Here is a 19,735-nt window from a genome sequence, read left to right as displayed (position 1 = left end):
AACGGCAAACAGTCAGAAAATGCGCATCATCCTGAATTGGAAAGCTTTTAAATCGTCCCTGGTAAACATGCCCTTGGCCCGAGGTGCGGTAATGAGCCCGGTAACGCATCGTGTGCGTCGCGGTGATCCAGCGCATGAACCGACTTAGCTCACCATCAGCGTTCGGACGCAGGACAAGATGCCAATGATTGGGCATGAGTTGGAAGCAAAAGAGCGTGACATCATAAGAAGCTAACCCTTCCGCAAGAACTCGCTCAAATGCGGCAAAGTCCTCGGATTTATGGAAAATCTCCTGCCGTCCATTGCCTCGGTTCAAGGCATGGTACAGTCCGGCAGCTTCATCGGCGCGGGGTGGTCGTGGCATCAAAGAGAACATAACAGCCCGTCAAACAGAATTCAATGAGTCCTGACCCCTTTGTTTTACCTAAGCGGTGAATTAAAACATATGCGTTACAGTATTCGGTCGCCGTAAGTCGTTAAAAATCGTCGCTCGGCGTGTTGAAACTGGCTGCATGATGACCGTTTACACTTTCTATCTCAAAAGTGTTTGAGCATCACATTGGCAGTGGCTCGTGTCAGCGGGAGTTTGAGGTGGAAACGGAACTGGGGTTGACTTGAAACTTAGATTGCTGCTACGAGACTGCGATGCGTTTCTCTACTCGATTGATTACGATTCCTCTGGCGACCTCGCTGCTCTTCTGGAATGTCAGTTGTGCAAGCATTGGCGTTCGCACGGGTGCGTATGATAACCGATGTGCGATTTATCCGGCCACTACCAATGACGTTGGCACTGTTTGTTATGCAGCAGCCATGCCATTCAGGTCATCGCTCGACCCAACCTTTAGCCCAGATGCACAAGATGGTCTAGTCTATCTGTTCGCCCCTGTGGCGATTATCGACTTCCCGCTGGCAGTTGCCGTGGATACATTGCTTCTACCGTATGACATTCACAAGCTCTGGAAAAAGCAACACAATTCCGACGATGAGTCTACAAACGAACTCGTTCCGTCGATTCACCGGGACGATTTAGGTTTAGTCCCGCTCGAACCGCAGCGGCGACCAAAAGTTGCTCCAGACTCCAAACAGAATGATTCAGACCAGCCTGAACCATAGTAGGCATCGTCTTGATGGTCGCATGGCGGCACATCCAAAGATCATTTCGACCGTCAAACCACTCATCTTTTTGTCGAAAAGCCGAACTGTTCACCAAAGAATTTTATTGCTGCATCAAATTTGGGGACGGGTTCACCGCTTGGGCAACTCAAAGGGGTCAGGACTCAATGTTGGTGTTTTGGTCGTCGATTTCTGGAAAGTGGATTCTTTGGCGACCTCGATTTCTGAGCGTCGAGGCCAAACCCAGCCGTGCGGCGGCCTGTTCGATCCATTCGAGCGATCCGTGTGGGCAGCCTTTCTGAGCGGATTTGCGGATGGCAGAAAGTTCCTGCTCCGTCAAAGGCTCGTTGACCCGATGGACCCAATTGGGTGACCGAGGGATTGGCCACGGCGACAACAATGCCGGATCGGGGTCAGCCGGTTGCATCCATCGCCAAAGTGAACCCCATCTCCAGTCCTCCGCCTGCTTGACTAGCCCGGCTCGAACAGCATTCCGCTCGACGTAACGGCAAACAGTCAGAAAATGCGCATCATCCTGAATTGGAAAGCTTTTAAATCGTCCCTGGTAAACATGCCCTTCGCCCGAGGTGCGGTCATGAGCCCGGTAACGCATCGTGTGCGTCGCGGTGATCCAGCGCATGAACCGACTTAGCTCACCATCAGCGTTCGGACGCAGGACAAGATGCCAATGATTGGGCATGAGTTGGAAGCAAAAGAGCGTGACATCATAAGAAGCTAACCCTTCCGCAAGAACTCGCTCAAATGCGGCAAAGTCCTCGGATTTATGGAAAATCTCCTGCCGTCCATTGCCTCGGTTCAAGGCATGGTACAGTCCGGCAGCTTCATCGGCGCGGGGTGGTTGTGGCATGAAAGAGAAGATAATAGCCCGTCAAACAGAATTCAATGAGTCCTGACCCCTTTGTTTTCCCAACAACCTCGTCGAAGGGCTGTTCTGCTTAAAAAACGCATGTTTCTGTACCGCAAAGGTGAGATTCAAATGTCCGGCTGATTGGCGAGGGTTGTTTTTGGGATCTAACGTAAAGGCAAATGAAATCAAGTTGTTGCGCAGTTCAAACAGTACCTAAGGGATGACTGCTACGCATCTTCTGTCTAGACTGCTTCCGTCTACGAGGCATCCAAACTCTCTAATATGAAAGCTCGAGGAGTCGCTCATGCGTTTGAATCCGTTGCGTGCACTGCGAGTAGCCGCAGTTAAAGGAACGCTGGTCGGCGGATTGACCTCTGCGGCGTGCCTTTTGGGGACTTTTAACTGTGATTTTCTGATTCTCGGTGATGAGCCAAAAGCATCGATTGAGCCTGTCCTCCCGAGTGAAAAGAGCACAAACACAACCTATTTGTCAGACCTTAAGCAAATACAGCTGGAAGCAGCGAGGTTCGAACATCACGACATGTGGAAAAGCAGTCTGTCGCAGCACATGGCCGCCCAGTACTCGTATGTCGGTCGTCACCAGGATGCCTTTAAGGAGTTTGACAAGACGATGGGATCGTCGCCTGGACGCGATGCGTCATTTCAAATTGACGATTACGTGCCGATTGATGCCACCACTGCGGTTCTCGATCTTGCCGATCAGTACCAGGTGATCATGGTCAACGAAGCTCATCATGTTCCGATGCACCGTGCCTGGACAATTGGGCTACTCGATGACTTGTACAAAAAGGGTTTTCGCTACTTTGCTGCCGAAGCGCTAACGGTTAAGGACGTCGAGTTAACGAACCGAGTCTATCCCACTCTTAAAACAGGCTACTACGTTCGTGAACCACTGCTTGCAGACTTGGTTCGAATCGCACTGAGAATCGGCTACGAAGTCGTTCCATATGAATACGAATCGGAGATCTCAACTGAACTGACTGACGATCCGATTGTGAGTCAGAACCGTCGTGAGGAAGGACAAGCAAAGAACCTTAAAGAACGAATTCTTTCCAAAGATCCAAAAGGAAAAATTCTGGTGCACGCGGGCTATTCACACATCGGCAAAAACAGTGCCACCTGGGAAATCGACGGTAAGAAAGCGGACGTTCGGTTCATGGCACTCGTGTTTCAGTCGCTTACGGGTATCGAACCACTTTCGATTGACCAGACAATGATGACGGAACGCGGCACAGTCAAAAAAGAACGACATGAATATCACCTAGCCTTGGAAAAGGGTTACGTCAAAGAGACGCCGATCATCCTTCATAACAAGAAGGATGGAAAACCGTTCAAGCTGTCGGGGAATTATGACGTGACCAGCGATCTTGTCGTTTTTCACCCACGTTCCCGTTACGAGAACGGCCGGCCGTCGTGGTTGGTCATGGGTGGAAAACGCAAACCATACCTAGTGAATTTTCACGGGCATCCCTCGCCAGGCGAGTTTTTCTTGGTTCAAGCGTTCTACCAGGATGAGATTAGTCCAGATGCGGTTCCGGTTGATCAAATGGCCTATACTGCCGATGACGCCGTTCCTACGCTTTGGCTCCCGTCCGAGAATATTCGCATCAGGGTCATTGATGAAAACGGAAAGACTCTTGCTGAGGACTTTATCAAGGACTGATCAGCACAGACTGTGAAATTTCCCTGCCATTCCCCCAAGTGGTTCTCGGAAGACCGAATGCATTCGCGAGGTCACCCGACTTTCAAGAGAACGGAAACAGTAGAAAAGGCGAAACTTTGTATGATTTGGGAAGTGATTCGGCATCCACGAAGTTGAATGCTGCCGAGGCAGAAAAATTGACCGACTTAGAGTAGACAGATCAGCCGATAATCGCCTCAATTTCTTTCTGTATACTGATGTTGAGCATATACAATTGGCCGGAACCTCGAACAAAAAGTTCTAACGGTGTCTTGTCATCCCGACTGTGAGTGATCAGCGGCTCTTCGATCGTGTTTGATGAAATGCCGTTTTTTATTTGCAACCCATGGTTTGCGTCCGAGGACAGAATGTACCTCGCCGGTTCAATGTGTGAGTCGAAAAAGGATTCATTAAAACTTGGTTCCCCACAACGCATTCTCGCCACGTGAGTTACCGAGTTCAAATCCCGTCGCCACTTTCGCGGGACTCAACGAATGCCAAAAAACGATCGTTTTTCGGCACGGAGCCAGTCAATTGATCGCCTCTAGGCAATGAAATGGCCATCAAGCCCATCGTCTGGCTTTTGAGTTGCGTTCGATTGGCGTTTATTCCCAAAAAATGACGCGATTTGCGATTGTTTTGGGAACCTGATCGCGTCGGTGCGCATGATCTCTCGTGAAACGACAAACGTGCTATTGTCCTGACCACGTAAGATCAAACGACCTACCATGGACTTTCTGGATGTCCGAAGTTAAGTCAGCCGCTCACGACACGATCTCGGTCGTCGATGAGCGAGCATTGATTCAGCAAGCCCGTCACGACAAGGTGGCGCTTGCTGAGTTGTATCAGCGGCATGCCAAACAAGTCCTGAACTATGTGCAGCGCCGAGTCGGGGACATGGCTGAAGCCGAAGACATTGTTGCAGTTGTGTTTCTCGCGATGGTGAAGAACATCAGCCGGTTCAAGCAGCATGATAAGCCCCTGATCGCCTGGCTCTACCGCGTGGCGACGAACGAAATCAATCGGAGGCTGCGCCGCCGTCGGGTGATGTGTTTTATCGGATTCGCGACAGAACCGGCGATCCCTGATGACGTCGACATCCACAGTGCCGATCACGTGCGACTTCTGTTATTGCGTCTACCACTCAAATACCAGACCGTTCTGTCGATGCACTATCTCGAAGAGTTACCGATTGAGGAAATCGCCGAAATATTGAGTCTCGCCGAAGGAACAATCAAATCTCGACTTGCGCGTGGAAGAGGATTGCTGCGCACTGAACTGGAGTCTGCCGAACGAAGGAGCGAGAGGCGTCCCAATCCACTGTGAGGAATGAAAGCCATGTCACGAATTTCCGATCCCGTGGACACCGCTCTGGAGTCGCTGCGCGTTCACGGCACCTCTCATCGCGACTCATTATTTCAAGACTTGGAGAATCAGATGGTGGAAGTCGAGCGACAACGTGCGGCACAGCGAAACATGCTCGCAAAAGTACTGATTGTCACGGGAATTCTCGTAGGCGGGGGTGTCGCCGGATATGCTGCGGTCAATCCCTCGATCTGGAAAGGTTTTAGCTTTTTCGTCGAAGAGGACGGCACAGTGACAGATGAAGACGGCGAGGTTTCTGGCGACAGCATCAAAAACGACGACGACACTTTTACGACGACCGTTGATTTTGGAAACGGTACGGGAATCGTAACCACAAGCGACAAACCGCTGACGGAAATTCATATCGGGCCGACTGGTAACACTGATAACTCAGAGGGGAAAGTCTTTATTTTTACCGAACCTAATGATCAGAAATGACTGTCGAGTATTGCTTGAAAATAAGCCCGGTTGAATTTTAACCGGGCTTATTTTTTCTCGCGACAACGTCTGCGATACAGTCGACCATGCCCGTACTGAGGAGTGACTTTCCGATCGTTCTCCGTGGCGTCGAAGGGCAATACCGAGATCATACAAATGAGTTGCGGCCAGTCAGAATCTCGGTACTACCGCGCGATCACGGCGGACATATTGAAAAACGATTCACAGCAGAAGAAATCGAGAAAGTCGGCGCCAGAATTGCATACCAGTATTTGATGAACGTATCGCGGGAAAGCCCCGCCGTCACCACCGTCAACTGTACTCAAACTTCGATGGCTCAAGCTTTGGGAAGTGAACAGTGAAGACTCAATCCGCTTACCCCCCGTCCTGAGACAGTCGTACGTACGATCCAAGTCAGGTTGAGTCTTCAGAGCGTACACAAATCAGCTCAAAAGCGACGCAATTCCTTTCCATATTTGAGCGTCGAGTGTTGCAGGTGCTGGACTCCTCGGCAAAAAAGTTCTAACGGTGTCTTGTCACCCCTTTTGCGAATTCTTCTTTCTTGTGTCCCCTTGTTCGTCTTGTAGTTCCGTCTTGATCTTCCTGTATTCCACTCCCCCATTTTCCTGACCTGATTTCCGTTACGAGCCCGTCTCTTCGTCGTCCTGCAATCGAGGCCGACCCCGCGGCCGCAAAGACGCCTCAATCCCAAGCTGATTCGCAGTCTCCTGGCGATAACCAAATGAGGCATTTGGCTATTGCGGTAGGAACGGTCATCCTTGACCGCCCCCCGTACGGATCACGACGTACAGCACTAACCGTCGTTGCCTGATCGGAATAGGGCTGACTCAAATGGGGGCATTCTGATTTTCAACGAGCGGTCGACTTGCGAGGCCGCTGAACTCGACGAATGGACTGAAGTCATCTTCCAAACGTTTGGATGATTGGGGTCGCCGGGTTGCGGACCGATGATCACACTACGCGCGTTTAAAAACTCGGCTGCCGAAAGGCGAAGAAAAAGAACGCGGAGGTTCAAATCGCTAAAAGAGGTGATGACGCGGATAGCGTGAAAGCTCATGGACGTACAGTTCGATTGACGAACGCGGACCTGATGCCCGGCCCGCAAGCAGGTCTTGTCGCCAGTTGCCTGGGGGATCTTGAGGCTCGGCCGATTGTCTGGTTGTGGGGCGAACTGGTGGCGCGGGGAATGGTCTCGATTTTGGCCGGCCCTTCGGGAGTCGGCAAGTCGTTCGTGGCGATCGATGTCGCCGCCGCGGTAACTCAGGGTGATCGGAAGACCGTGCGAGAACCGGATACACAACCGACGGCCACCACCAGCGACGCGCATGATGTGCTGTTCGTCTCGCCCGAGTATGAAATCGCGGAAGTCCTTCGGCCGCGATTAATGGCGGCGGGGGCTGATATGCAACGCATGCATGTCATTCATGGGATTCGAGCGAAGGAAGAGGATTGCATTCAGGACGAGTGTCGGCCGATCCAACTGCAAGAAGATTTGCCGCTACTGAAACAGGAAATTGAAAGGCGACACGCAGCCGGATCGTCCTTGCGACTGATCGTTGTTGATCCGTTTTTGCAGGAACCCTTGAACGACCGAGCCGATCGGGCGAACTTCCTCTCGACGATGCAGGAACTCGCCAGGATTGCGGCAGCAACGCAAGTCGCCATTTTGCTCGTGGTGAATTGTCCATCGAAAGCGAATCTTCGAATGATTCCACTGGAGTCGATCGCCCAATCGGTCTGGTGGGTCGACAGTGACCCGTATCGTCCCGAGCGCAGACTGCTGTTACCGGTCAAAACCAATCTGGTTGCGAAAACGCCCGCCAGATCCTTCGTGCTCAACGAGGGGCGCGCTCAGTGGGACTGCCGACCGATCTGGATGACTGCCGAACGTTTCCAAGTAGAGGTACGCGAGAGGGCACGACGCCCATTATTCGATCAGGAATTCAGTGAGTTGGCGCGGGCCATGTGCTGGCTGCGCGATTTCATGCACACGGATACACACGAATTCAAGCACGTGAAGGCCGCAGCAGACTTTGTGGGGCTTGGTGAGAGAACATTACGACGAGCGTTCTGTGGGTTGAAAGGCATCTCGTGGCGAATTCCCGGAGCCAACTCGTGGGCCTGGAAGTTGCGAGACGATGACGTCGTGCATCCGCACCTTCCCTGGACACTCGATCGGTTCCTCTATGACGAAACCGAGGGTGAGCAAGCAGTGGACAACGGCACCAACGCGGCAGCATCCAAGACAGTCAACGTAGAGGGCAGTAAATCGTGAGTCGAGACGAATTCGAGATCACGGATCGTGACGTGGCACAGCAGTCGTCCGCGCGACGGAGTGTTTCCGGGGCGTTCGTGGCTTGCGATCTGACACAAAGTAAGACGAATCTCGGCGGCACCGAACACGGATTGGCCCACTGGCCAGCTCTTGTCCAGACGGTGTCCAATCCCATGCACTTCAGCGATCGCAGGTTACGCGTTTCAGAGGCATTGGCCCGGCTGTCCAGCAAATTCCGGAACGCCGCGCATCCGCCGATTCGCAGACCACCGTAAAGCAGTGTGCCCCAGTAAAAACGAGAAGCTGATCGCCGCAGACCGAATCAATCGATTTGCAGTTCTTTGACAATCCGGAACAAATGACGCCACCTCCGCGTCACGCGGGAACGGTCGCGCCGGGCAAGAATAAGTGTGATGCCCTCAGATAATTGCGAATGATTATGCAAAGCAACCAGAGACATGTTGCGACGACAAGGCCGAATTTCAATGACTTTGGAAGCGTGACGACGGCGATTCGCACAAGTAGTTCGTCAGTCAGAAGCTTCATCGACGCAATCGTATCGGGTTGGAGTAAGTCTCATTTCGAGCAAGACATCCCCATCATCAAGAAAGCCAATCTCTCTGAAGCCAAGATTCCTATACAGTGATGCCGCTGCCCGATTGGTTGGTTTGTGCATCGTTCTGATTCGAGATGCTCCCAATTCCGCAATTTCTCCGATTGCTAATTGCATCGCGGCCAAACCGATTCCCTGTCTCTGATAATCCTTGTCGACCATCAGCCGGAATATCCAAAACAGTTCTTCATCGGGTGGGTCATCTTCGCGAGTGTAAGCGAGCAATCCGACCAACCGGTCGCCATGATAGATCGCCCTCAATCGATGATGCTCTTCGAACTTGGATTCAGCAATTGTCTCGATGTTACTCGCAAGATTGCCTTGCTGGTTCTCATCCAGGGCCAAGCGAGCGCACTCAACCCAATTGTCTCGCGTAAGGTCTCTGAGTGTCACCATTAGATCACGCTGGAAAACAGGTGTTCGATCGCCGAAGTGCGGCAGCACGTTGCGGCCGTTGGACCGTGCGGCATGAACTTACCAACCTTGATACATCAGAATGTCAAAAGAATGTCAAACGAGTTGCGACGGACCACTGGTTGAAGTCTCATGCCACACCGAACTTAGCTCCCATGCTATGACACTGCCTTCACAATCGCGACCCTATCAGCCTGTTGAAGCCAGGGGGAAAGGCACCTCGGCACTCACGATGTCATGGCGTTTTTTAATCTGATCGGAGCCAGTCCCCGTTACTTCAACAGGCTGAGATGTGCGTTCCGCACTAACCGCCACACCACAACCCCACGGTCTGCAAAACCCGCGTTTCTCGACCAAGTGGCCAATCCCTACCGGGTCAAGCATCTGACCTCATGAGGCATTTCAGAAGTTCGCCACGCCCAAGCAGCATCGCCGAGTCACTTGGCCTCTTTCAGACGGAATTCGATGCAATACGATGAAAACGGTTACGCCATTCACGCGATCCAGTAACCCAGGTTCCCAGCCGCGGGTGTCGGCGAAAAAAAGTTCAATTGGTGTCTTGTCGCCCCGACTCGAGAAAGGATTTCAAAAAAAGCAGCCAGCAAAGCACATCTGCGACTCGAAGCATTGGCGGAAATGGGGCACGCTGACAAGTCGCTCGCGTTCGTAAACATGTTTCTCCGCAAACAGCCACATGATCGTACCCTGGAAATCGTCGGCTTGTCCGAACTGGGGGCACAGATTTTCCTGGGGCGCGGAGGTCTCGCCTAGATGGAACGTGATATCCGTCGAGGCGCCTCAGCCCCCCCCCCAACGCGGCCGCCCCAAGGTTTGAGGCAAGCACGGCATCGTATTTGACAAAAGACTGATCCTAAGACAGGATACTATGTCTGTTTCAAATGCGGTGATACAACGACACGTCTTATACCGTCACACAACCTAATTCCGTGCAGGCCGAGGATTTGTCGAATGGGCTTCGATATTGGAATTGACTTGGGAACGACGAATTCCTTATGCGCCGTCTTTCGTGACGGTCAGCCCGAGTTGATTCCCAACGTGCATGGAAGTGTGCTGACTCCGTCGGTCGTCGGCGTGCTCGATGACGGCAGCATGCTGGTGGGGCTTCCGGCAAAAGAGCTTCGTGTGACCCACCCCGCCCAATGTGCGTGGTGTTTTAAAAGGTGGATGGGGACGAACCGAAAAATCCGTCTCGGGGGCCGCGACTACAGTGCCCCGGAATTATCGAGTCTGATCCTCAAATCGCTGAAAGATGACGCCGAGGCCTTTTTGAAAGAAGCGGTCACAGAGGCTGTGATCACGGTGCCCGCGTATTTCAACGACCATCAGCGAAAGGCCACGAAGCTGGCGGCCGAACTGGCCGGGTTGAAGGTGCGGCGAATCATCAACGAGCCGACCGCGGCCGCCCTTACCTACGGGTTTCACGAACGCGAGGCGGTGAAGAAGCTGATGGTGATCGATCTGGGCGGCGGCACGTTTGACGTGACGCTGATGGAGATCTTCGAAGGAGGCCTGGAGATCATCTCGACGGCAGGGGAGAGTCATCTGGGCGGTGAAGATTTCACCAATCGGCTGGTCGCGACGGTGCTCAAGCAGCTCGGCAAGGAGTATGAGACAGCGGAGTTGAAGACCCCACTGCTGGTCGCTCGACTTCATGAGGAATGTGAACGGGCGAAGCGGCAACTTCTTGACGCACCTCAATCTCGCATTCGCATTCCCAATGACGACGGCGAGATCAATGAGAAAGCCGTCTCGGTCCTGGTCACGCGTGAGGCGTTTGCGAAAGCATCCAAGGCACTCGTTGATCGCTTGAAGGGGCCCATCGGAAAAGTGCTGCGGGACGGCCAAGTTGATCCAACGGAAATCGACGATCTCATTCTGGTCGGCGGAGCCACACGGATGCCCGTCGTCGTCGATTTTGTCCGCGAGTTCCTTTCCGCGGAACCGCTGGCGAAGTTCAATCCTGATGAGGTTGTGGCTCTTGGCGCGGCTGTGCAGGCGGCTCTCATCTCTGACAACGCCGCCGTCAGCGACATGGTCATGACCGACGTCTGCCCGTTTACGCTTGGCGTTGAACTGGCGAAAGAGTTCGGGAATTATTTGGAGCCGGGATACTTCGCGCCCATCATTCACCGGAACACCACCATTCCCGTTTCCAAAGAACAAATTTTTTCGACGGTGGCGACCAATCAGTTGGAAGTGACGATTAACGTCTATCAAGGTGAGGCGCGCAAGGTCAAGGATAACCTGAAACTGGGTGAGTTGTCCGTCAAAGGAATCCCCCCAGGCCCCGCCGGCCAGCCATTTCTGGTTCGCTTCACTTACGACATAAATGGTCTGCTCGAAGTCGAGGCCTGCATCCCTGAGACCGGCCGAAAGTTTCAGACCGTGCTGACGAACCACGCCGCCGATCTGACCCCCAAAGAGATTGCCGCCGCATTGGAGAAGATGCGGAAACTCAAGTTCTATCCTCGGGACGACGTCAAGAACAAGCAGTTGGTCTTGTTCTGTGATCGCGTTGTGGGAGAAATCAGCCCACACCTGAGGGAATCACTCGAGGGCGCGATCGATGCCTTCGAGCGTGCCATGTCTTCTGGTGACCGCGAAATGTTCGAGGTGGCACGCAGTGGGCTGCTGATCGTGCTTTCCAGTCTCGGTATTGAGTACGAATCGCCCGAAGCGGAAGCAGATCAGGACGACAACGAGCTCTCATGAATACCTCCGCTTCTAACTCGGACTCACGCCGCGTGCGGTATTTAACACGTGCGCTCTGCCTGAACCCCGTTTTTCAGGCCGGCGAAATCGTCGAGTTGCGGAACAAGTATCTCGGGCTGAAGGCGCTTCCGTCGGCGAGTCAAATGGACGGCGACAGCGAAGAGTTCGAAGAGCGACGCGCTGCCGCTGCCCGCATCATCGAACGCGTCCGCGAGCATTTCTGGCAAATGCCGCTGGACTCCCTGCGGAGTAAACTGGCCGGGCTGAAATTGAAAGCGTTCCCCGATCTGAAGCATGCCGCAACTCGGCTCTCAATCACCGCGGCGAGTCGGGACACATTTCCCGATCTGGTGCGGCACAAGGACTTCGATTCGAGTTTGTTTACGGCCTTGAAGACGGTGCTTGTATCTTCGCCGCGTGACGTTGTGAGCGTGAAAGAGAAATTTCGAAAACGTTTGCGTGATCGGCAGAATCGTGGGCAAGCCATTCGAATGGTTCGATTGCTGAAAAGCCGCGTGCCGGATGTTTATGAATTGGAACAGGACTGGTTGGAATCGATCACGCACTACCGTCCACCAAAAAGCACGAAATCCAAAGTCGCGAAATCTGCGGGCGGGCAGACGTGGTCAGGCTTTGAATTTTCTTTTGAAGGATTTGGCTGGATTGGCTGGGTCGCGATTGTCATCGGATTGCGTCTCCTTCGATACGCGATGAGCCAATCATGAGCAGTTCACCCCTCGATCCCCGTTGGGATAAGCTGCCAGACTCACCCGAGGAATTCTTCGAACTGCAGCTAGGATATACCCAGGCGGATTTGAAACGCGCCTACTTCCGGTTCATCAAACAGTTTAAACCGGAGAAGCATCCGCAAGAGTTCCAGCAAATTCGAACCGCCTATGAGCAACTCGACAGCCAACTGCGGTATGGCACAGAGTCGGTCTCGTTGACGTCCGTCCTGCAAAAGTACACGTGGATCCCCCCAGAGCAAACGCCCCCCGCTCCCGCTCAGGCTCAAGATCAGGGCGAAGGAAACGCTGTCCAACCCGCGCGCCAGCGCAAACGGACACCGCAAACTCCGGCTCTTCCGCTTCATGAGCGATTGGCGAACGAATCGCCAGAGGCATTGTACGAGGAACTCCAACGCCAGCAGGATAAGCAACCGTTTCACTACTATGCGCTGGCGGTCTTGTCCGACGACACGCAGGACAAAGACTCGCAAGAGTTTGTCAGGTGGATTCTGATCGGACTAAAACTGTTTCCTCGTGATCCCGCGTTGTATCAAATGCTGTATGCCGCGATCCGGGGACCGATTCGTTCAGAGGACATTCCGAAACTGCTGAGCACAATCTCCATCGTGATGCCTGACGACCGTTTCTACTCCCTGACCGAGGCCTTATGGGACCGGGTCATTCGTGATGAACCATTTGAAACGTTCCGTAAGCTCCTGACGAAATGTGAAAGCAATCTTTCCGACTATCGCCTCGGTCACAAGCTGGCATTCTATGCCCATTTCCTGAAGGCGGCGATGTGGTCGGACGATCACAAGTGGGTTTCCAACGCATTTTCACTGCTCGACAAACACCACAACGAGCTGCCACCGGGGATTGAGTACGAAATCGAAGTCTTGTATCGCGTGCGTGAATACCTTCAACTCCGCGAGCAGTTTGTTGAAGTCCATCCCATCCGAAAATTGATCGATCACACCATTCGGATCTACTGCACGAAATCGCCGCTGGAAGCACGCAATGCGTTTCTGGCCTGCCAGATTCACCTTGCGACATCGGCGACGGATGTGCTGGAGGCCTTTCCACCCAACGAGCAATCTCCCGCTGTGGACGTGTTCATTCCCCTCTGGCAATTTCTCAATGCGGAAATCTCAGAGCAGACTTTCGAAGAAGACCCTCGCACTGCGGGCAAGGCCAGTGTCCGTCAGATGCTCCTCGAGTTGGAATCGAAAACCAGTCGAACCTTGCTCGGCGAGCAGTTGCGCTGGAGCGTGACCGGGGCCTATCTCGGTCGCAAAGTGTTCTATATCACTTTTTTTGCGGTTTTGTATTTTTCGCTAGTCTGCTTCTTCAACAAAGACTCACCCGCCAGAGGATGGGCCTTGGCCGTGAGCGTGCTGGTCACAGGAGCGGGCGGCTGGATGCTGGATAGACGTTATTCTCCGCTCATTTGGGAGCGATGGTGTTTGCGTCTGGCGTGGGCCTGTTACTCGGAAATCTGGCGCCCGGAGTTTCAGCAGTTCCTGACACGGACCTACTTGCCCTATCGCCAGCTTCTCACGCACTTGTCAAACGTTGAGGACAGCGAGGACGAATACGGATACATCAGCCTGGCGACGGCGCTCGTCAGAAGCGACTACGGCCTCATGCTCCTGTCAGACGCGCAAAAGGTCGTCGTCTGAGTTCAATTGACCGTATCTCCATTATGGTGTAGCCGTGGTTGGAAGGCTTTGCCGAAACCCCGGAGCATTCGTCGCGTCGCTCATCACGAAAGAACGAGGGTAAAAGTTTGGTCAACCACGCGGATGACGTGTCGATTAATTTGTTTGCTTCGGTGAGGTGAACGCACAGCGGCGGACCGTCCCCGCTTGAGTGGTGATTCATCGACCGGTTGTGGAGAGAGCTTCGCAACGACGTTTCTTCAAACCGAGTTCAACTCCTGGCAGCGACACTCACTGATTGACGCGGATTGTTACACGGCATGGCTACGGCTTGCAAAACCGTAGCCAGTGGGTACGAGACTCACCAGCGCCTTGACACAATCGACAGCGGGCGAAGACGTCACGATAACTTCCCTACCGTGCAGGCATAGGAACACCAGCACACACTGGTCCTTACTCCCTCGCCCAGTAGATCGGTGAAGGCAATCTCAAAATTGAACCCCCGATGGTCCGAAAAGTGCCATCCACTTCACTCCTTACGAAACTGGCTAAGCCAGAGCATGGCGTCAGGCGGCAATTTGAACCGTGCAAATGAGTCGTCGACATCTTTCTTTGTTGGCTGGCCCATGCGCTCGAGATGTGCACCAAAATTCGTCCAATTTTTCAGTTCTTCAGTGTCAAATTGATTTGTGAGATAGCCGCGCGCGAGAGCTGAGAGGTACCAAATCCTTGCATCTTGTGGATTAAGCAATCGCAGTCCCGTAAGCACCTCATCGACAGCCCGGTAGTCTGCAGGAGTCCGCCGATTCAACCGTTCTGCTAGGGGGGACAACAATGGCGAAACTGAATCCAGCGACATTGGAGTCGCCGCCGTATTCTCGGGACACGGCGACCATTTCTCGCAGGCCTTTTGAAGTTCTAAAAAAATTAGATCGACTTTTGAACCGATTTCATCTGCCTTTGAGACTACTGGATTCAGATCCTGGGCCGATAAAGGTTTTCCCAGCAATTCAACGGCGCTATTCAACTTATCGATTTCTGAGCGAACGATCTTTATCTGCGTCGATATCGCATTTCTGAACTCGTCGATGTCGGCCGGTTGTGGCAGTCGCGTCGAAATCTCATAGACCGCAAATTCGATCTCTTCAAGCGAACGCCTGATCGAATGATCGGCCGAGGGAATCACCGGCCGTCCAGTCCGTCTGCTGGCGGCGAGCCAGATGACATAGCCGGTTCCCAGGAGCACGCCGATCAATAACAGAATCATCCCGATGCGTTTCATCAGCAACGCGTGAGCTGCATGATCGCACTTCGAAGGTTGTTCGATTCTGTTGAGGTTGGACTGCTCAGGCAATTCGAGAGGGCTGATTGGATCTTCCGCCTCGTTTTCCTCTTGCCGAATCAGGCTGTCTGAATTCGGCCGATACGGCGGACGTTGAGACCCATCATCCCAATCATTGGGAATTCGCGTGCCACGCCCTTCGTATTCCGCGAGATGGGGATCTGTACGCCGCGGCCCATATGAGTCATCAAACGCATCAAACTGCGTCGCGCGTCGCGGGTGTGGGTGGCGAATCGCTTCTGATTTGGACATGACAGCTCCCTGCCAAAGGCACGTGGAATACGAAGGGCGCATCCGTAAATGGGCGACGCATCATTTTGGTGCACAGAGATACAAGCCTTCAGGGCTGTTTTTTGCAATAGCATAAAAACGAACACTCCACCATTGACTACAAGCGACATGAGTATACACTTGGCACCTTGAAATGGGAGTGATACGCGGCGAAACGTCTTCGTTTATATGTACCGCCGTTTTTTGCATCGCCTTAATCGAGCGGTGGCGCACTCGTCCAAAGCCGCAAAATATCGACAGTGTTCTAGTTTGCCACTCAGCAGAAGGATTACTGGGATGCCTAGTGCGTTGACCTATCCTGGCGTGTATGTGGAGGAGGTTCCGAGCGGACTGAGAACTGTTGTCGGAGTCGCGACCTCCGTCACCGCGTTCCTCGGTCGTGCCACCCGCGGACCGACCACGGGGCCGGGAATTTCCGTCTTCAGCTTTGATGAGTTCGAGCGCCGCTTTGGCGGCCTTTCACTTGAATACCCGTTAACCTTTGCTGTGCGAGACTATTTCCTCAATGGCGGATCGCAAGCTGTCATCGTGCGGTTGGTGCGGTACGACAGTGAAGCGAATAACGCGACCTTGAATGCCGCCGTAAAGGCCGCCGAGGATGCGTTGATTGGGCATGAAGATGATGCCGCGTTGCAGAAGGACCTGCGCGATGCCCAAAATCTTCAGAATGTGACGGCAGAGACGGCGAAAATCAGTCTCGCGGCTGAGGATGACTCGAATGCGGCAACCAAATCCGAACCTCTGGATCTTACCGCTTCATCCCATGGCAATTGGGGAAATCATCTGTGGATCAAGGCGCTGGTCCAAGTGTCTGACGACAATGGAAATCTGAAGAAGCGGTATCATGTCGAAGACAGCAGCGACCTTTTTGATTTGACGATTGTGGAACGCGTGCCGTTGTACTCCAAGAATGGAGTACCGATTTATCAGGTACTTCAACTGGAAACAATCCGGAATATCGTCTTCAAAAAAGATTCGAAGTCATCGCGTCGAATTGATCGCGTTCTAAGTACCGAATCTCAATTGTTAAGTGCGAACAACACCAAGCTCAGCGACAAGAATCCATTACCGATTTTCGAGCTGGACGAGACTGGAAGGCGAATCGCACTCATGGCGGGAGTAGCGAATTCTGCCGCAACGGCCAAATTTGGTCCGATGCTCGGAGAAGAATTCAGCACGCAGCTACCAAAGGTCAGCGGTGCGGCGACGAAAGTTGCAATCGCAGCCACTCTCGCTGGAAAAACGGACGCCGATATTGCTCAGGACGCCGACAAGGTTGCCTCGGACATCGCGGATGCCATCAAGGCAAAAAAACAAGACACAGAAATAGAAACGATCGTGAAAACGGCACTTGCAGCCATGGAAGCTGCAGTGCCAGCACGCCAATTCGAAGGTGGGCGGAATGGTCAGGAGTTGCTTCCAGTTGATTACAAATTCAAAGCCCGCCTCCAACGGGTGGACATCTTCAACTTAATGTGCCTTCCCCCGGATTCGATCGATGGGGAGATCGATCCTAAAACAACGATTCTAGCTGACGCCCTGGACTACTGCGTCAAACGCCGCGCGATGCTCATTATCGATCCACCTTTAAGTTGGAAAGCGGCAGGATCGGATGTGGCCGCTGTGGTCGATGCGCCTTCAACTAGGCTGGCAGATCTCAACCTCAATGGTCCCGAGACCAGAAATGCGGCGGTTTACTTCCCCCGCGTGACCCAATCGAATCCCGTCCGCGATGGCGTCGTTGAGGCATTCGTCCCTTGCGGGATCATTGCGGGACGTATGTCCGCAACAGATGTTTCGCGGGGGGTTTGGAAAGCCCCAGCAGGCATTGACGCATCGGTTGGCGGCACAGTCGGATTGGACTACGACTTGACAGACGACGAACATGGACAGTTAAACCCCGTGGGGATCAACTGCCTGCGTGGCTTTCCGATTTATGGCCGAGTCATTTGGGGCTCGCGCACCTTGCGTGGTGCGGACGCGCTCGCAGACGAGTACAAATATGTTCCAGTACGCCGCCTGGCCCTCTACATCGAGGAGAGCCTGGTCCGCGGTACGAAATGGGTTGTTCACGAACCAAATGGCGAAGTTCTATGGTCCCAGATTCGAGCGAACGTCGGCGCCTTCATGCAGAACTTGTTTCTTAACGGGGCACTCGCGGGAACCTCGCCACAGCAGGCCTACTATGTCAACTGTGACAAGACGACGAATCCGGACAATTTCGTGAATCTCGGAATTGTCACGATCAAGGTCGGATTCGCACCGCTACGGCCTGCCGAGTTCGTTGTCATTCAATTGTCGCAGATTGTCGGCACAACAGGTTGATCGGACTCGCTGGATCGAATCTCAGTTGGTCCACACGATTTCCTGGGCGGCGCGAAACCTGGCCTTCGACCGCACCGATCTTCCAATTCTCCAACAAACACACTTGGGAGTGCCCTTCATGGCCCAGTTTCCAGGCAGCATTACGAAGCGCCTCGATCCTTATAAAAACTTCAAGTTCCGTGTTTATTTTGTCGGTAAAACCGCTCCGGTTCTAGGCGTTAGCAAGCTCGGCGGCTTGAAGCGTACGACCGAAGTTGTCTCGCATCGGGACGGCGCGATTCACAACCATAGTTTCAAGGGCCCTGGGAGGACCAACTTCGAAGCGATCACCATGGAGCGTGGGGTCACACACGATACGGAATTTGAAGAGTGGGCGAACCTCGTTTGGGCCCAGGGCACCGTCGCCGGTGCGCATATGTCGCTGGAGAAATTTCGCCGCGACCTCTATATCGAAGTGTTGAATGAACAGGGCGTCAAGGCGATCGGCTACACCGTCTATCGATGCTGGGTTTCGGAGTTCCAAGCCTTGTCGGACTTCGACGCGAATGCGAATGCCGTCTTGATCGAGCATCTCAAGATTGAAAATGAGGGTTGGTTGCGCGATCCGCAAGTCCAGGAACCAACGGCTCAATAATGTTGGCCGCAATCTGACGAGGTGCCTATGCGCGGTCTGAGCGATCAGGAAGTGATGGACATCTGGGACCGCGGGCAACGTCAACCAGCGTGGTTTCGGGCGTTGCTTCCGCTGTCGATGATTTTCGATAAACCAATCGAAGAACTACTGGATTGGCCACTGGGTTTGCGAGATGGCTGGCTACTGACCTTGCGAGCCTGGACTCTCGGACCGACTTTGATGGCGGCGGGGCAATGTGGTTCCTCTCGTTGTCAAAAAGCCGTGGAAGTCGAAATTGCCATACAGACTTTGTTGGAAGCCTGGCCGAAAGACTGGAAGGCGTTGCAAGGTATATTGGCTCATGCTGGCGGTTCGTGGACTTTGCGAGCCGTCAATAGCCGTGATGTCGCGGAGGTGAGCGCCAAGGGATCTTCTCCAGAGGATCTTTTGCGGCGGTGTGTTGTTGAAGGTGGCGACTTCCACGATCTCATGACAGAGAGCTCACGAACAGCGTTCTTGGCCGAAGCCGAAAGGGTGCTTGATCGCCTGGACCCGCTGTCGAATATCGAATTGGAGTTAACCTGCCCGGACTGTCAGACAATATGGAGCGAGCCGCTCAATGTTGTCGAATTCTTTTGGGAGGAAATTGCCGCCGCCGCGAAAACAGTGGCTCGAGATATTCACGATCTGGCAATTGCCTATGGCTGGACCGAACGAGAGATCTTCGGATTGAGCCCCGCGCGACGAACGATCTACCTGAGCCTGATTCGCGGACAAAGTCGGCCGAGCCTGCGGTCTGGAACAACTCAACTGGGCGGCACCTTTAGAACCGGAATGATCTGATGGGCCACCTTCAAACGATTCTGCAACGAGAGCAAGCCCCCGTCGCGAGTGCGCCGCCACTGGTCGGTCCAGGCGAATCGCCGGGCCTTCGTCCATGGTTTGCTTACCGAGATCTGCGAGTCACCACCGAGCAAACAAGCGCGACTGACGACATTCCGATCTTAGAACATTCACTCGAAGAGCCCGTCTCGAGGGCGTCCCAGTCCAGAACAGCCCCCGCGGACCAGAATTTCCGCGTCCGGCCAACGGCGTATGAGCATTCTCATTCACAGTCGTTCCCTCAGATTCCTAAACTTCCGTCAGTCATGGTGCCACGCATACCGTCATGGGGAGAATCACTTCCCGCACCAGTCCGAACCATTCAGTCACCTCCGCAGATTGTTCCGGATCGGC

15 protein-coding genes are annotated in these 19,735 nt (G+C 53.5%); 11 read left to right on the top strand and 4 right to left on the bottom strand.

The features are described from left to right. A partial coding sequence (locus OSO_RS44135; RefSeq protein WP_040592826.1) for a transposase occupies nucleotides 1-364 on the bottom strand: 364 nt, incomplete at its 3' end. A 281-nt stretch (nucleotides 365-645) separates the two neighbouring features. Between OSO_RS44135 and OSO_RS0118610 the strand changes: the two genes are divergently transcribed. Next, on the top strand, nucleotides 646-1,113 hold the full coding sequence (locus OSO_RS0118610) for a YceK/YidQ family lipoprotein (RefSeq protein WP_010584708.1): 468 nt from the start codon (nucleotides 646-648) through the stop codon (nucleotides 1,111-1,113). Between the two features lie 157 nt (nucleotides 1,114-1,270). Here the strand turns inward: OSO_RS0118610 and OSO_RS0118605 are convergent, their stop codons facing one another. Next, nucleotides 1,271-1,981, bottom strand: coding sequence for a transposase (locus tag OSO_RS0118605; protein WP_010584707.1), 711 nt, complete (start codon nucleotides 1,979-1,981; stop codon nucleotides 1,271-1,273). Between the two features lie 304 nt (nucleotides 1,982-2,285). Between OSO_RS0118605 and OSO_RS0118600 the strand changes: the two genes are divergently transcribed. The 4 genes from OSO_RS0118600 (at nucleotide 2,286) to OSO_RS0118565 (ending at nucleotide 7,782) form a co-directional block, all read left to right on the top strand. Next, the gene (locus OSO_RS0118600; RefSeq protein WP_010584706.1) at nucleotides 2,286-3,665 is read left to right on the top strand and encodes a hypothetical protein; all 1,380 of its coding nucleotides are present in this window, start codon (nucleotides 2,286-2,288) and stop codon (nucleotides 3,663-3,665) included. A 759-nt stretch (nucleotides 3,666-4,424) separates the two neighbouring features. Continuing rightward, a complete protein-coding gene (locus OSO_RS44130; protein WP_010584703.1) occupies nucleotides 4,425-5,009 on the top strand; it encodes an RNA polymerase sigma factor in 585 nt (194 codons plus the stop codon). A 12-nt stretch (nucleotides 5,010-5,021) separates the two neighbouring features. Next, nucleotides 5,022-5,486, top strand: a complete 465-nt coding sequence (locus OSO_RS0118580) for a hypothetical protein (RefSeq protein ID WP_010584702.1) — start codon at nucleotides 5,022-5,024, stop codon at nucleotides 5,484-5,486. 1,111 nt (nucleotides 5,487-6,597) lie between these two features. Further along, on the top strand, nucleotides 6,598-7,782 hold the full coding sequence (locus OSO_RS0118565) for an AAA family ATPase (RefSeq protein WP_010584699.1): 1,185 nt from the start codon (nucleotides 6,598-6,600) through the stop codon (nucleotides 7,780-7,782). Between the two features lie 529 nt (nucleotides 7,783-8,311). On the opposite strand, the gene OSO_RS52650 is transcribed toward OSO_RS0118565, so the two are convergent. Further along, nucleotides 8,312-8,791, bottom strand: coding sequence for a GNAT family N-acetyltransferase (locus OSO_RS52650; RefSeq protein WP_050986161.1), 480 nt, complete (start codon nucleotides 8,789-8,791; stop codon nucleotides 8,312-8,314). Nucleotides 8,792-9,778: 987 nt separating this feature from the next. Here OSO_RS52650 and OSO_RS0118540 point away from each other — a divergent pair. From OSO_RS0118540 to OSO_RS0118530, 3 genes are read left to right on the top strand one after another with little or no spacing between them, the layout of a single operon-like run. Beyond that, entirely contained in the window at nucleotides 9,779-11,542 is a 1,764-nt protein-coding gene (locus OSO_RS0118540; RefSeq protein WP_010584696.1) for an Hsp70 family protein, read from the top strand. After that, nucleotides 11,539-12,267: a hypothetical protein gene (locus tag OSO_RS0118535; RefSeq protein WP_010584695.1), complete on the top strand. Its 729-nt coding sequence runs from the start codon at nucleotides 11,539-11,541 to the stop codon at nucleotides 12,265-12,267. The genes OSO_RS0118540 and OSO_RS0118535 overlap by 4 nt, the downstream gene beginning before the upstream one ends. Next, on the top strand, nucleotides 12,264-13,949 hold the full coding sequence (locus OSO_RS0118530) for a hypothetical protein (RefSeq protein WP_010584694.1): 1,686 nt from the start codon (nucleotides 12,264-12,266) through the stop codon (nucleotides 13,947-13,949). Before OSO_RS0118535 ends, OSO_RS0118530 begins: the two co-directional genes overlap by 4 nt. Nucleotides 13,950-14,457: 508 nt before the next feature. On the opposite strand, the gene OSO_RS0118525 is transcribed toward OSO_RS0118530, so the two are convergent. Further along, nucleotides 14,458-15,522 carry a hypothetical protein gene (locus tag OSO_RS0118525; protein ID WP_010584693.1) on the bottom strand — a complete coding sequence of 355 codons (1,065 nt, stop codon included), beginning with the start codon at nucleotides 15,520-15,522 and terminating at the stop codon, nucleotides 14,458-14,460. A gap of 315 nt (nucleotides 15,523-15,837) precedes the next feature. Between OSO_RS0118525 and OSO_RS51740 the strand changes: the two genes are divergently transcribed. The 3 genes from OSO_RS51740 to OSO_RS0118510 all read left to right on the top strand — a co-directional run bounded on the left by OSO_RS51740 (nucleotide 15,838) and on the right by OSO_RS0118510 (nucleotide 19,342). Next, the gene (locus tag OSO_RS51740) at nucleotides 15,838-17,886 is read left to right on the top strand and encodes a phage tail sheath family protein (RefSeq protein WP_010584692.1); all 2,049 of its coding nucleotides are present in this window, start codon (nucleotides 15,838-15,840) and stop codon (nucleotides 17,884-17,886) included. A gap of 118 nt (nucleotides 17,887-18,004) precedes the next feature. Further along, the gene (locus OSO_RS0118515; RefSeq protein WP_029247189.1) at nucleotides 18,005-18,520 is read left to right on the top strand and encodes a phage tail protein; all 516 of its coding nucleotides are present in this window, start codon (nucleotides 18,005-18,007) and stop codon (nucleotides 18,518-18,520) included. Between the two features lie 27 nt (nucleotides 18,521-18,547). Beyond that, nucleotides 18,548-19,342, top strand: coding sequence for a hypothetical protein (locus OSO_RS0118510; RefSeq protein ID WP_010584690.1), 795 nt, complete (start codon nucleotides 18,548-18,550; stop codon nucleotides 19,340-19,342). Nucleotides 19,343-19,735: the final 393 nt, after the last annotated feature.

The sequence above is a fragment of the Schlesneria paludicola DSM 18645 genome (assembly GCF_000255655.1).
Classification (GTDB): Bacteria; Planctomycetota; Planctomycetia; order Planctomycetales; family Planctomycetaceae; genus Schlesneria; species Schlesneria paludicola.
This window is presented reverse-complemented; position numbering and strand designations above follow the sequence as displayed.